The organism is Methylobacterium sp. Leaf93, from assembly GCF_001422345.1.
In the GTDB taxonomy this organism is placed as follows: domain Bacteria; phylum Pseudomonadota; class Alphaproteobacteria; order Rhizobiales; family Beijerinckiaceae; genus Methylobacterium; species Methylobacterium bullatum.
Window position 1 is genome coordinate 477346 of sequence record NZ_LMMS01000012.1, and the last position, 13169, is coordinate 490514.

9 protein-coding genes are annotated in these 13169 nt (G+C 69.5%); 7 read left to right on the plus strand and 2 right to left on the minus strand.

Features of this window, described 5'->3' with window-relative positions:
* Window positions 1-32: 32 nt before the first annotated feature.
* Window positions 33-1478 carry a transcriptional regulator PpsR gene (gene ppsR / locus ASF26_RS10795; RefSeq protein ID WP_056148924.1) on the minus strand — a complete coding sequence of 482 codons (1446 nt, stop codon included), beginning with the start codon at window positions 1476-1478 and terminating at the stop codon, window positions 33-35.
* Window positions 1479-1513: 35 nt separating this feature from the next.
* Entirely contained in the window at window positions 1514-2257 is a 744-nt protein-coding gene (locus ASF26_RS10800; RefSeq protein WP_056148922.1) for a cobalamin-dependent protein, read from the minus strand.
* Between the two features lie 444 nt (window positions 2258-2701).
* Here ASF26_RS10800 and bchF point away from each other — a divergent pair, with 444 nt between their 5' ends.
* Genes bchF through ASF26_RS10835 form a run of 7 tightly spaced genes read left to right on the plus strand, consistent with a single transcriptional unit; the run spans window position 2702 to window position 13167 of the window.
* Window positions 2702-3208 (plus strand): 2-vinyl bacteriochlorophyllide hydratase, encoded by a 507-nt coding sequence (gene bchF, locus ASF26_RS10805; protein WP_056253207.1) that lies wholly within the window; start codon window positions 2702-2704, stop codon window positions 3206-3208.
* Window positions 3205-4488, plus strand: a complete 1284-nt coding sequence (locus ASF26_RS10810) for a ferredoxin:protochlorophyllide reductase (ATP-dependent) subunit N (protein ID WP_056253210.1) — start codon at window positions 3205-3207, stop codon at window positions 4486-4488. The genes bchF and ASF26_RS10810 overlap by 4 nt, the downstream gene beginning before the upstream one ends.
* A gap of 4 nt (window positions 4489-4492) precedes the next feature.
* Window positions 4493-6247 (plus strand): ferredoxin:protochlorophyllide reductase (ATP-dependent) subunit B, encoded by a 1755-nt coding sequence (gene bchB, locus ASF26_RS10815; protein WP_056253213.1) that lies wholly within the window; start codon window positions 4493-4495, stop codon window positions 6245-6247.
* Window positions 6222-9932 (plus strand): magnesium chelatase subunit H, encoded by a 3711-nt coding sequence (locus ASF26_RS10820; protein WP_056253216.1) that lies wholly within the window; start codon window positions 6222-6224, stop codon window positions 9930-9932. Before bchB ends, ASF26_RS10820 begins: the two co-directional genes overlap by 26 nt.
* The gene (gene bchL / locus ASF26_RS10825; RefSeq protein WP_018043258.1) at window positions 9929-10822 is read left to right on the plus strand and encodes a ferredoxin:protochlorophyllide reductase (ATP-dependent) iron-sulfur ATP-binding protein; all 894 of its coding nucleotides are present in this window, start codon (window positions 9929-9931) and stop codon (window positions 10820-10822) included. Before ASF26_RS10820 ends, bchL begins: the two co-directional genes overlap by 4 nt.
* Before the next feature lie 12 nt (window positions 10823-10834).
* Window positions 10835-11710: a magnesium protoporphyrin IX methyltransferase gene (gene bchM / locus ASF26_RS10830; RefSeq protein ID WP_056253219.1), complete on the plus strand. Its 876-nt coding sequence runs from the start codon at window positions 10835-10837 to the stop codon at window positions 11708-11710.
* The gene (locus tag ASF26_RS10835; RefSeq protein ID WP_056253221.1) at window positions 11707-13167 is read left to right on the plus strand and encodes a BCD family MFS transporter; all 1461 of its coding nucleotides are present in this window, start codon (window positions 11707-11709) and stop codon (window positions 13165-13167) included. The genes bchM and ASF26_RS10835 overlap by 4 nt, the downstream gene beginning before the upstream one ends.
* Window positions 13168-13169: the final 2 nt, after the last annotated feature.

Below are 13169 nucleotides of genomic sequence, written 5' to 3' on the forward strand. Positions count from 1 at the left end.
ACAGTCGGACGCAGGCCGCCCGTCGCCGAGGCTCATTCGTCGTCGGCGAGATCCGGCCCGTCGAGGTCACCGATCCCGTAGCGGCGCAGCTTGGCGTAGAGCCCCTGGCGGCTGAGGCCCAGCATCTCGGCGGCCGAGGCGCGGTTGTCGCGGGTGATGCGCAGGGCGGCCTCGATACACAGGCGCTCGATCAGGTCCGTCGATTCGCGCACCAGGTTCTTCATGGAGACCCGCCCGACCAGCTCGGTCATCTGCTCGACGGACCGCGGCAATTCCCGCCCGCCGGGGGCGGCGGCAGTGCGGCGGGGGGTCGAGCGGATGGTGAAGCCGAGACAGGGCTGGCCGCCGCCCGGGACCGAGACGGCGGCGACCTCGACCTCTTCCACCGACCCGTACTCGCCGCGCAGGCTCGTCGCATAGTGGCGCACGGAGCCGTGATGGCCGAGGGTCGAGAACAAGGCGGCGGCCTCGGTCTCCTCGCGCCCGAGCCAGCGGTCGAGGGGTTCGCCGCGCACCTGTTCCTCGGTGGCGAGCTGCACCAGATCGAGGAAGGCGGCGTTGGCCGCGAGGATGCGCCGCTGCGGATCGGTGACGACGAAGCCCTCCGGCAGGCTCTGGATCACGTCGAGGGCCGAGGCCCCGGTCCGGCTCGGGGGGGCCGCGTCGGTGGGCTCGGCCGACAGCCGCAGGAGGGCGCTGGTGGCGTTTTCCTGCCGGAACAGCGAGGCGGCAACGCGGGTCTCGCCGCGACCGTTGCCGAGACGGGCGACGAGGTCACCCGCTTGTCCGGTCACGCGCAGGCCGGCGAAGAGCGATTCGAGCTCGCGGGTACTGCCCGCATCGAACAGGTCCACCACGTCCTGACCGATGATGCGCTTCTCCACGCGGCCGATGAGGCGGGCAGCGGCCGGGTTCACCTCGGTGACCCGGCGCGTGGCGGCATCCACCACCAGGACCGGCTCGCCGGCGAGCTGGAACAGCAGGCGGTAACGGGTCTCGGCGCCGCGCAGGCGCAGGTAGTCGCGCTCCAGCGCCTGCTGGGTCTCGGCGAGCTTGCGCTGCAGCGCCGCCATCGCACGCAGGTTGCGGCCGATGACGATCACCGGGCCGCCAGTCTCCAGGCGCATGGCCGAGTAGCGCACCGGCAGGTCGATGCCCGTGGCGGAGGGATGGTTCACCTGGCGCCAGCGCGTGACCGCGCCGGGGGCCGCGTCACGCAGGAGGGCGGCGATCTTGGGCCGGCTCTCGACGGTGACGGTGTCCACCCAGAGCTGGCCGAGCCAGGTCTCGCAACCCTCGTCGGTGAAATCGGCATTGCCGAAGGCCGCATCGCGGATGACCCCGTCCGCGTCGACGATCAACGCGAGGTCCGTCGCCGCGGCGACGAGGAGCCCGGCCGCCTCCGCATCGAGGGGACCGAGGGTTTTGCGAAGCGCTGCGAACGTTTCCGCCGCTGCAGGGAGTGCCAGACTGGTCAAGGATCACCACGATGTGACGACGTCGAGCCGGTCTTTCAGCAGGGTCTGGCCCGCGGATCAAGCAAGCTCTCGGCAATGGAAATGGCGAGACGGGCATCGCTCGCCGTCGCGTCAGCGCCGACGAGAACCGAATGGTCGGGGTTTTCGGTGAAGATCGGCCCACCGACCATGACACGAACCGACGGATTGCGCGAGGCGCGCCGAAGCTCCGCCACCATGTTCGCGAGGGCCGGAAGGAGGGTTTCGGAGCCGAGCGACACCCCGATCACGTCGAACCAGCCCGTGCGGGCGGTCCGGATCGGGTCGGGGTGGAGCTCGTGCGCCGCGCTCGTGACGTCCCATCCGGCATCGCGGAAGAACCGCTCGATGAGGGAGAGGCCGAAGCTGTGCGTCTCGCCCGGGCAGGCCATCAGGAAGATGCTACGCCCGTGCGGATCCGGCGCCGGCTCCGAGCGGAACCGGGCTGTGAGGTCGTGCATGATGCGCTGGAGGCGCCCCATGGCGATGGTGAGCTCCGCGAAATCGCAGAGATCCTCCTCCCACAGGTGGCCGAGATGGCGTGCCGTGGGGGCGAGGAGGTCGAGGAGCAGGCTGTCCAGGGAGAGGCCGTCCTCGATGAGGACGACGATCCGGCTCTCCACATCGTCGCAATCGGGCGCGAGCACCAGGGCGGCGAATTCGGCGATCTGGTCCGGCGTCGGCAGGATGCCGGGACGCTCGGAGCGGGGGTCGGCCCGGTGGGCCAGCATCAACCGCGGGATGATCTCGGCTTCGACCACGCTGGCGAGGTCACGATCCCAAGCCGGGCTCCGATCCTGAAACGGTCGATCGGGATATAATGCATTATTACGTTGCGGATGGACTTCGCTGGACGACCTCTCAAACATCGAGGCCGCCCGAAGCGAACTGACGTCATCCATTGGAACCTCCCAATGTTGCTGACGGCTTCTTGATCCAGCTCGATCTTGAGTGTCGAACTTCGCATCATCGACTTGCGAATGCCTTTGACGCTGCGAGCAACATGAAAATGGTTACAAGCGGGCCTTGACGATGACGATACCGGTTGCCAACGATTTGGCAATCCCGCCCCTCACATTATTCTGCATCAAATCTGTAAAATGAAAACGACGTAAAGCTAGCTTGACACTCTTCCGGCGGGTTCCTAACCTCCCTCTCAACGGGCCTCCGACCATGCGGGGCCGGGTCAAGACGGGGTGGAGCCGATGCCTGCAAGAGGAGGCCAGCCGAGACGACCTCTCTATTCGCCGGCCGAGCGCGCCCGGCGCGACGCCTCCGCCTGGACCCTGGTGCAGGGCATCCTCGCGCCGCTCCAGTTCCTGGTCTTCCTCGTCAGCCTCGGCCTCGTCCTGCGCACATTGGCGACGGGGGAGGGCTCGTTGGCCGCCAACGCCTCCATCGTGGTCAAGACCCTGGTGCTCTACGCGATCATGGTCACCGGCTCGATCTGGGAGAAGGACGTCTTCGGGCGCTATCTGTTCGCGCCGTCCTTCTACTGGGAGGACATGGTCAGCATGCTCGTGCTGGCCCTCCACACCGCCTATCTCGTGGCGCTCGCCACGGGCGCCCTCGATACGACGGGGCTGATGCTCCTGGCGCTGGCGGCTTACGCCTCCTACGCCGTCAACGCCGCGCAATTCCTGCTGAAGCTGCGGGCCGCCCGCCTCCAGGCGTCGCCCCACGGCACCCTCGCCACGGAGGGCGCGCGATGAATGCCCACGCTCCCGTCACGGCGGTCGAGAGCGAGCGCGGAGTCGAGATCCGGCAGGAACGCGGCCAGCGGGCGGTGTTCTGCGGGCTCACCGGCATCGTCTGGCTTCACCGCAAGATCCAGGACGCCTTCTTCCTCGTGGTGGGGTCGCGCACCTGCGCGCATCTCATCCAGTCGGCGGCCGGGGTGATAATCTTCGCCGAGCCGCGCTTCGCCACCGCCATCATGGACGAGCGCGATCTCGCCGGCCTCGCCGACATGAACGACGAACTCGACGCGGTGGTGGGCCGCCTCGTGGCGCGCCGGCCCGAGATCAAGCTCCTGTTCCTGGTGGGGTCGTGCCCCTCGGAGGTGATCAAGCTCGACCTGTCGCGCGCCGCCCAGAGGCTGTCGCGCAGCCTCGCGCCCGACGTGCGGGTGCTGAGCTATTCCGGCAGCGGCATCGAGACCACCTTCACGCAAGGAGAGGATGCCTGCCTGGCTTCCCTCGTGCCAGAGATGCCGGCCGAGGCGGCCAATGCCGAGACCTCGCTCCTCGTGGTCGGCGCGCTCGCCGACGTGGTCGAGGACCAGTTCGCCCGGATCTTCTCGGAGATGGGAATCGGCCCCGTGCGGTTCCTGCCCGCACGCCGGGCCGGCGCGATGCCGCCTGTCGGGGAGAACACCCGCTACCTCCTGGCCCAGCCCTTCCTCGCCGACACGGCGCGGGAGCTGGAAGAGCGGGGCGCCACACGGCTCGCCGCTCCGTTCCCGCTGGGATCCGAAGGCACCACGGGCTGGCTCAAGGCGGCGGCGGATGCGTTCGGCGTGGCGGCCGGACGGTTCGAGGCCGCCACCGCGCCGGGGCTGCGCCGGGCCGAGCAGGCGCTCGCCCCCTACCGGGCGATGCTGACGCAGCGCCGGGTCTTCTTCTTTCCCGATTCGCAGCTGGAAATCCCCCTGGCGCGCTTCCTCTCGCGGGAGATGGGCGCCAAACTGGTGGAGGTCGGTACCCCCTACCTCCATCGCGGGCATCTCGACCGCGAGATGGCCCTGCTGCCGCGCGGCACCCGGATCGTGGAGGGGCAGAGCCTCGACGATCAGATGGACCGCTGCCGCCAGGCCCGGCCCGACCTCACCGTCTGCGGGCTCGGCCTCGCCAACCCACTGGAGGCGGAAGGGCTCGCGACCAAATGGTCGATCGAGCTGCTGTTCACCCCGATCCAGGGCTACGACCAGGCCGGCGACCTCGCCGAACTGTTCGCGCGCCCCCTCGTCCGCCGTACCCGGCTTGAGGTGTAGCCCGATGCAGCTCACCGTCTGGACCTACGAGGGACCGCCCCATATCGGCGCCATGCGCGTCGCCACCGCGATGCGCGGCCTGCACTACGTGCTGCACGCCCCCCAGGGCGACACCTATGCCGATTTGCTGTTCACGATGATCGAGCGGCGCGACGCCCGCCCGCCGGTGACCTACACCACCTTCCAGGCGCGCGACCTCGGCTCCGACACCGCCGCGATCTTCAAGGACGCGGTCGCGGCCGCTTACGAGCGCTTCCGCCCCGAGGCGATGATCGTCGGCGCCTCCTGCACCGCCGAACTCATTCAGGACGATCCGGGCGGCCTCGCCAAGGCGCTGGCCCTGCCGATCCCGGTGATCCCGCTGGACCTGCCCGCCTATCAGAAGAAGGAGAACTGGGGCGCCTCGGAGACCTTCTACCGGCTGGTGCGGACCCTGTGCGGCCCGAAGGCGGAAACGGTCGGGAAGGCCGGACGGCGCCCGTCCTGCAACATCCTCGGCCCCACGGCCCTGGGCTTCCGCCATCGCGACGATCTCATCGAGATCCGGACGCTTCTCGACGCCCTCGGCATCGACGTGAACGTGGTGGCGCCACTGGGCGCCAGCCCGTCCGACCTCGGCCGCCTCGGCGAGGCCGATTTCAACGTCGTGCTTTATCCCGAGATCGCGCGCGCCGCCGGCCAGCACCTGCAAAAAACCTTCGGCCAGCCGATGGTCGAGACCGTGCCGATCGGTGTCGCCGCCACGACCCGCTTCGTGGAGGAGGTGGCGACGATCGCCGGCGTCGATCCGGCTCCGGTCCTGTCCGGCGCGCCCTCGCGGCTGCCCTGGTATTCGCGCTCGGTCGATTCGACCTATCTCACGGGCAAGCGCGTCTTCATCTTCGGCGACGCCACCCACGCCCTCGCCGCCGCCCGCGTCGCGTCCACCGAACTCGGCTTCAAGGTGGTGGGTCTCGGCAGCTATGCCCGCGACTTCGCCCGCGAGATCCGGGCCGAGGCGGCGATCCACGGCATCGAGGCGACGATCACCGACGATTACCTCGACGTGGAGGCGGCGATCCAGGCCAGCGCCGCCGAACTGGTGCTGGGCACGCAGATGGAGCGCCACATCGCCAAGCGTCTGGGCCTGCCCTGCGCAGTGATCTCGGCCCCGATCCACGTCCAGGATTTCCCCGCCCGGCACTCGCCGCAGATGGGGTTCGAGGGCGCCAACGTCCTGTTCGACACCTGGGTCCATCCCCTGATGATGGGGCTCGAAGAGCATCTACTCGGCATGTTCCGCGAGGATTCCGAGTTCCACGCCGACGCCGCGCCCTCGCATCTCGGACCCGGTCACTCGCCTGTCCCTCCCCCCTCTGTGGGCTACGATGTTCACCCATCCGGCGGGCCGCACGGGTCCCCTCTCCTGGAAGGAGAGGGACAGGGTGAGGTGTGCGACCTTTCCGGAGATGGACCACACCTCACCCCAGCCCTCTCCTTTCAGGAGAAGGAGCCCGTCGCGCCTCAGGTCGGACCTTCTCGGATAGGGGAACGGCCGTCGAGCGGATGTGTGAATCCCGAAGACTCTGCAGAGGGGGGAGGGAGTTCCGGTTCCGCACACAGCACCTGGGCTCCCGATGCCGAGAAAGAACTGAGAAAAATCCCGTTCTTCGTGCGGGGCAAAGCCCGCGCCAACACCGAACGCTTCGCCCGCGAGCGGGCGCTCCCCCTCATCACCGTCGAGACGCTGTACGATGCCAAAGCGCATTTCGGACGCTGAGCGTCCCGCCCTCAGCCTCGTCGTCGTGACGATGGACAATCACATGGCCAGCGCCCTGGAGCGCGCTCGCCACCGGCTGCGCGACGAGATGCCGGGTCTCACGCTCTGCTTCCACGCGGCGGCGGAATGGGACACCGACCCGGCGGCTTTGGCCGCCTGCAAGGCCGACATCGCCCGCGCCGACATCGTGGTCTCCACCATGCTCTTCATGGACGAGCATGTCCGCGCCATCCATCCGGCACTGCTCGCCCGCCGCCCGCATTGCGACGCGATGGTCGGCTGCCTTTCGGCCAGCGAGATCGTCAAGACCACCCGCCTCAACCGCTTCGACATGGACGGCACCAAAAGCGGCGCCCTCGAATTCCTGAAGAAGCTGCGCGGCAAGACCGGCGCACAGGGCAACGGCGCCCGCCAGATGGCGATGATCCGCCGGCTGCCCAAGATCCTGCGCTTCATCCCCGGCTCGGCCCAGGATGTCAGGGCCTATTTCCTCACCCTGCAATACTGGCTCTCGGGCTCGGACGAGAACATCGCCAATCTCGTGCGCTTCCTCGTCGGCCGCTACGCCGCCGGGCCGCGCGAGAGCTGGCGCCGGATCGCCACCGCGCCGGCGCCCCTGAGCTACCCCGAGACCGGTCTCTACCATCCCCGCATGAAGGGACGGATCGGCGAGGATCCCGCGCGGTTGCCGGTCCCGTCCGCAGGAATGAAGGGCCGCGTCGGCCTGCTGGTGATGCGCTCCTACGTGCTCGCCGGGAATACCGCCCATTACGATGGCGTCATCGCCGCCCTCGAGGCGCGCGGGCTCAGTGTCGTGCCCGCCTTCGCCAGCGGCCTCGACAACCGTCCGGCGGTGGAAGCGTTTTTCCGGAGCAACGGCCGGCCCGCCATCGACGCCCTCGTCTCGCTCACCGGATTCTCCCTGGTGGGCGGCCCCGCCTACAACGACGCGGCCGCCGCCGAGACCATTCTGCGCGACCTCGACGTCCCCTATCTCGCCGCCCACGCCCTCGAATTCCAGACCGTGGAGCAATGGGAGGCCTCCGACCGCGGCCTCTCCCCCGTGGAGGCCACCATGATGGTGGCGATCCCCGAACTCGACGGGGCCACCGCGCCGATGGTGTTCGGCGGCCGTTCCAGCCGCTCGCCCGGCGCCAATGCCCGCGACATGAGCGTCCATCCGGAGCGGGCCGACATGCTCGCCGCCCGTGTCGAGCGCCTCGTCACCCTACGCCGCAAGGACAGGGCCGCGCGCAAGGTGGCCATCGTCCTGTTCGGCTTCCCGCCCAATGCCGGCAGCATCGGCACCGCCGCCTTCCTCTCGGTCTACCAATCCCTCCACAACACCCTGAAGGGGTTGAGGGCCGACGGCTACGACGTCGCCGTGCCGGGCAGCGTCGACGACCTGCGCAACGCGGTGCTGGCCGGCAACGCCGCCCGCTTCGGCACCAGCGCCAACGTCCATCACCGCATCCCGGCCGACGACCATGTCCGGCGCGAGCGCCACCTCTCTGAGATCGAGGCGCAATGGGGTCCGGCGCCGGGACGCCAGAACAGCAACGGCTCGCAGATCTTCGTGCTGGGCGCGCAGTTCGGCAATGTCTTCGTCGGCGTGCAGCCGGGCTTCGGCTACGAGGGCGACCCGATGCGGCTGCTGTTCGAGCGCGGCTTTGCCCCGACCCACGCCTTCTCCGCCTTCTACCGTTACCTGCGCGAGGATTTCCGGGCCGACGCCGTGCTGCATTTCGGCACCCACGGGGCGCTCGAATTCATGCCCGGCAAGCAGACCGGCCTGTCGGATTCCTGCTGGCCCGAGCGCCTGATCGGGCCGCTGCCCAACGTCTACCTCTACGCCGCCAACAACCCCTCCGAGGGCATGATCGCCAAGCGCCGCTCGGCCGCCACCATGGTGAGCTACCTCACCCCGAGTCTCACCCAGGCCGGGCTCTACCGGGGCCTCATCGATCTCAAGGCTTCCATCGAGCGCTGGCGCGGCCTGGAGCCCGAGGCGGAAGCCGAGCGCCGCGACCTCGGCCAGATGATCCAGGCGCAGGGTTCAGCCCTCGACCTGACATCGGCCGAGCCAGCCTGGTCCGGGGACATGTCCGGCAGGATCCTGGCGCTGGGCCTCGCCCTTAGCGAACTCGAACACACCCTGATCCCGCACGGGATGCACGTAGTCGGGGAGGGCACGCCCCCCGAGGAGCGGATCGACCTGCTGCTCGCCCTGGCCGACGCGTCGGGCGGCCTGAAGCCCGACCGCGCCGGCATCGAGGCCCTGGTGGCGGGAGCCCCCCTCGACCGGGCGCTGGCCGTGGGAAACCTGCCCCTCGACGAGGAGCACCGCGCAGCCTTCGCCGCCCTGCGCGACACCGACGCCCTGCTGGCGCAAGACCACGAGCTTCCCGCCCTGCTGCGGGCGCTCGACGGCCGCTTCATCGCCCCGGTCGCCGGCGGCGACCTCCTGCGCAACCCGTCCGTACTGCCCACGGGACGCAACATCCACGGCTTCGACCCCTACCGCCTACCCTCCGCCTTCGCGGTGGCCGACGGCACGCGGCAGGTCGCCCGCATCCTCGCCCGCTACCGCGACGAGGGCGCGCCCCTGCCGGAGAGCATCGCCCTGGTCCTCTGGGGCACCGACAACCTGAAAAGCGAGGGCGGCCCCATCGCCCAGGCCCTGGCCCTGATCGGCGCGAGCCCGCGCTTCGACGGCTACGGCCGCCTCTGCGGCGCGACGCTGATCCCCCTCGAAGAACTCGCCCGCCCGCGCATCGACGTGGTGGTGACCCTGTCGGGCATTTTTCGCGATCTGCTCCCTCTCCAGACCAAGCTGATGGCGGAAGCTTCTTATCTCGCGGCCACCGCCGACGAGCCGTCGGAGCGGAACTTCGTGCGCAAGCATGCCCTCGCCCACATGGACGAGCACGGCATCGACATGGAGACGGCGGCCCTGCGGGTGTTCTCCAACGCCGAGGGCACCTACGGCGCCAACGTCAACAACCTCGTCGAAACCGGCCGCTGGGAAGACGAGGACGAGATCAGCGAGACCTTCTCGCGGCGCAAATCCTTCGCCTATGGCCGCAACGGCCGGCCGACGGCCCAGCGTGCCCTGATGGGCAGCGTGCTCGCCAAGGTCGATCTCGCCTACCAGAACCTCGATTCGGTGGAGGTCGGGGTGACCTCCGTCGACCATTACTTCGATGGTCTCGGCGGGATGGGCCGGGCGGTGGCCCGCGCCAAGGGCGAGGCCGTGCCGATCTTCATCAGCGACCAGACACGGGGGGAGGGCGTCGTGCGCTCACTCTCCGAGCAGGTCTCCCTGGAGACCCGGACCCGCATGCTCAACCCGAAATGGACCGAGGGCATGCTCGGCCACGGCTACGAGGGCGTGCGCCAGATCGAGGCGCATCTCACCAACACCATGGGCTGGTCGGCGACGTCCAACGCCGTCGCGCCCTGGATCTACCAGCGCATCACCGAAACCTACCTCCTTGATCCGGCGATGCGCGAGCGCCTCGCCGCCCTCAACCCGACCGCGTCCGCCAAGGTCGCGCATCGGCTGATCGAGGCGCACCAGCGCGGCTTCTGGACTCCCGACGCGGCCACGCGCGACGCGCTCGACCGTGCCGAGGAGGAGCTCGAAGACCGTCTCGAAGGCATCACCGCAGGGGTCGCCGCATGAACATCGCCATCCGTAATCCCGTGGCCTCGCGCCGCGAGGAAGGCAGCCTCCAGGTCGAGCTCGATCCGGCGCTGAAGATCGGCACGGCGAAGGTCTTCGCCGTCTACGGCAAGGGCGGCATCGGCAAGTCGACCACGTCGTCGAACCTGTCGGTGGCGTTCTCGAAGCTCGGGAAACGCGTGCTCCAGATCGGCTGCGACCCGAAGCACGATTCGACCTTCACCCTGACGAAGCGCCTCGCCCCCACGGTGATCGATGCCCTGGAGGCGGTGCAGTTCCATTCCGAGGAATTGCGGATCGAGGATTTCGTGGCCGAGGGCTATAACGGCGTCATGTGCGTCGAGGCCGGCGGCCCCCCCGCGGGCACCGGCTGCGGCGGCTACGTCGTCGGCCAGACGGTGAAGCTTCTGAAAGAGCATCACCTCCTCGAAGACACCGACGTGGTCATCTTCGACGTGCTCGGCGACGTGGTCTGCGGCGGCTTCGCCTCGCCGCTCCAGCATGCCGACCAGGCGCTGATCGTCACCGCCAACGACTTCGATTCGATCTTCGCCATGAACCGGATCGTCGCTGCGATCCATTCGAAGTCGAAGAACTATCCGGTGCGGCTCGGCGGCGTGATCGCCAACCGCTCGGCCAAGACCGACGAGATCGACCGTTTCAACGCCGCCGTCGGCCTGGAGCGCATCGCGCATTTCCCCGACCTCGACGTGGTTCGGCGCTCGCGCCTCAAGAAGTCGACCCTGTTCGAGATGGAGCCGACGCCCGAACTCATCGCGGTGACGGACGAGTACATGCGGCTCGCCGCCCATCTCTGGGCCGGCGGCAAGCCGCTCTCGGCGATGCCGATGAAGGACCGCGACCTGTTCGAGTTCCTCGGGTTCGATTGAGGGTCAAGCGCCATGACGAGCACCAGCTACGCGTCGCGCCGGTCGCAACTGACAACCTATTTCGACCGCACGGCGGTGGAGGCCTGGGCGCGCCTCACCACCGACGCCCCGGTCTCGAAGATCCGCGCCACGGTGCGGGCGGGGCGGGACGCCATGCGGGCGAACCTCCTCTCCTGGCTGCCCGACGACCTCACCGGCCGGCGCATTCTCGATGCCGGCTGCGGGACGGGAGCCCTCAGCGTCGAGGCCGCCCGCCGCGGGGCGGAGGTGGTCGCCATCGACGTCTCGCCGACGCTGGTGGGTCTGGCCCGCGAGCGCAGCGCCGAACTCCTCGGCGGCCACCGCATCGACTTCCGCGTCGGCGACATGCTCGACCCCTGGCTTGGGCGCTTCGACCACGTAGTGGCGATGGATTCGCTCATCCATTACAGCGCTGGCGACATCGTCCGCGCCCTCGCCGAGCTCGGCCTGCGCACCGACGGATCCCTGGTCTTCACCGTGGCCCCGCGCACGGCGCTCCTCACGCTGATGCATGCCGCCGGCCGGCTCTTCCCGCGCGGCGACCGGGCGCCCGCCATCGTGCCGATCACCGAAGGCGGCCTGCGCCGCCGGATCGGCAGGGAGGCCGCGCTCGCCGGGTTCGCGGTGGGCCGGACGCAGCGGGTCAATAGCGGATTCTACCTCTCGAACGCCGTCGAGCTAAAGCGGGTCTCGGTGAGTTTTCCGTCCTCCAAGCCACGACCTCATCCTGAGGTGCCACAGCGGAGCGGAGGCCTCGAAGGAGCCCTCCAGAACCCGCCGAGCAATCTGGATGCCTCCTTCGAGGCCGCTGTGCGGCACCTCGGGATGAGCGGGCCGGGTCGGATGGATGCGGAGACGCGCGCATGAAACCCGCCGACCTCACCGCCCGCCTGCTCACGCGCCTCGGCCCCGGCCTGATGCCGTTCCTGCCCTTCGCCGACGCGGCGACGCCGGAGCTGCCGCTGGGTCGGCTCCTGCGGCTGTCGCTGTTCCAGGTGACGGTGGGCATGGCCGCCGTGCTCCTCATCGGTACGCTGAACCGGGTGATGATCGTCGAGCTCGAAGTCCCGGCCTGGATCGTGGCCGTGATGCTGTCGCTGCCCCTGGTCTTCGCCCCCCTGCGGGCCCTGATCGGCTTCCGCTCGGACAGGCACCGCTCGGTCCTCGGCTGGCGCCGCGTCCCCTACATCTGGTTCGGCACGCTGCTGCAGTTCGGCGGGCTCGCCATCATGCCGTTCTCCCTGCTGATCCTGTCGGGCGACACCACCGGCCCGGTCTGGCCCGGCCATGTGGCGGCGGCGCTCTCTTTCGTCATGGTGGGGGCCGGCCTCCACACCACCCAGACCGTCGGGCTGGCGCTCGCCACCGATCTCGCCCCCGCCCATGCCCGGCCGAGGGTGGTGGCGCTCCTCTGCGCCATGCTGCTGGCCGGCATGATGGTCAGCGCCATCGCCTTTGGTCTGCTGCTGGCGAACTTCTCGGCCCTGCGGCTGATCCAGGTGATCCAGGGCGCGGCGGTGGTCACCCTCGCGCTCAACGGCATCGCCCTGTGGAAGCAGGAGGCACGGCAGCCCGGACGCACCGCGATGGACCTGCCGCGCCCGAGCTTCTCGCAATCCTGGGCCGCCTATGCCGGCAGCGGCCTCGCCCGCCGGCGCCTCGTGGCCACGGGGCTGGGCACGGCCGCCTTCTCGATGCAGGACATCCTGCTCGAACCCTATGGCGGCCAGATCCTGCACCTGCCGGTGGCCGCCACCACGGCGCTCACCGCCATGCTCGCGGCAGGCGGCGGGGTCGGGCTGCTGCTGGCCGCGCGCTGGCTCAACCGGGGCGGCGATCCGTTCCGGGTGGCGGCCGCCGGCAGCGGGATCGGCATCATGGCCTTCTCGGCGGTGATCTTCGCGGCCCCGCTGGCCTCGGCCCAGCTCTTCACCACCGGCGTCACCCTGATCGGCCTCGGCGGCGGGTTGTTCGCCCACGGCACGCTCACCGCCTCCATGGCGAAGGCGGGGCCGGAGGATACCGGCCTGGCGCTCGGCGCTTGGGGCGCGGTCCAGGCCAGTGCGGCCGGCATCGCCATCGCCGCGAGCGGCATCCTGCGGGACGTGGGCTCCAGCCTCTCGGCATCAGGCGCGCTCGGCGAGGCCATGAGCGATCCGTCTGTCGGCTACCTCATCGTCTACCACATCGAGATCGCCCTGCTGTTCGCGACCCTCGTCGCCATCGGACCGCTGGTCCGCGACACCGGCAGTCGTGACACCGCCACACGCGGCAGGGAGGCACGCGCCCTCCTGCCGTCCCCTGTTCCCGGTCAAGGAGCCTGATC

Bases quoted from the DNA above. Each gene is read 5' to 3' on its own strand.
- bchM (WP_056253219.1), top strand. From the start codon at position 10,835: ATGACGAGCACCAGCTACGCGTCGCGCCGGTCGCAACTGACAACCTAT.
- bchL (WP_018043258.1), top strand. From the start codon at position 9,929: ATGAACATCGCCATCCGTAATCCCGTGGCCTCGCGCCGCGAGGAAGGC.
- bchF (WP_056253207.1), top strand. From the start codon at position 2,702: ATGCCTGCAAGAGGAGGCCAGCCGAGACGACCTCTCTATTCGCCGGCC.
- ASF26_RS10835 (WP_056253221.1), top strand. From the start codon at position 11,707: ATGAAACCCGCCGACCTCACCGCCCGCCTGCTCACGCGCCTCGGCCCC.
- ASF26_RS10820 (WP_056253216.1), top strand. From the start codon at position 6,222: ATGCCAAAGCGCATTTCGGACGCTGAGCGTCCCGCCCTCAGCCTCGTC.
- bchB (WP_056253213.1), top strand. From the start codon at position 4,493: ATGCAGCTCACCGTCTGGACCTACGAGGGACCGCCCCATATCGGCGCC.
- ASF26_RS10810 (WP_056253210.1), top strand. From the start codon at position 3,205: ATGAATGCCCACGCTCCCGTCACGGCGGTCGAGAGCGAGCGCGGAGTC.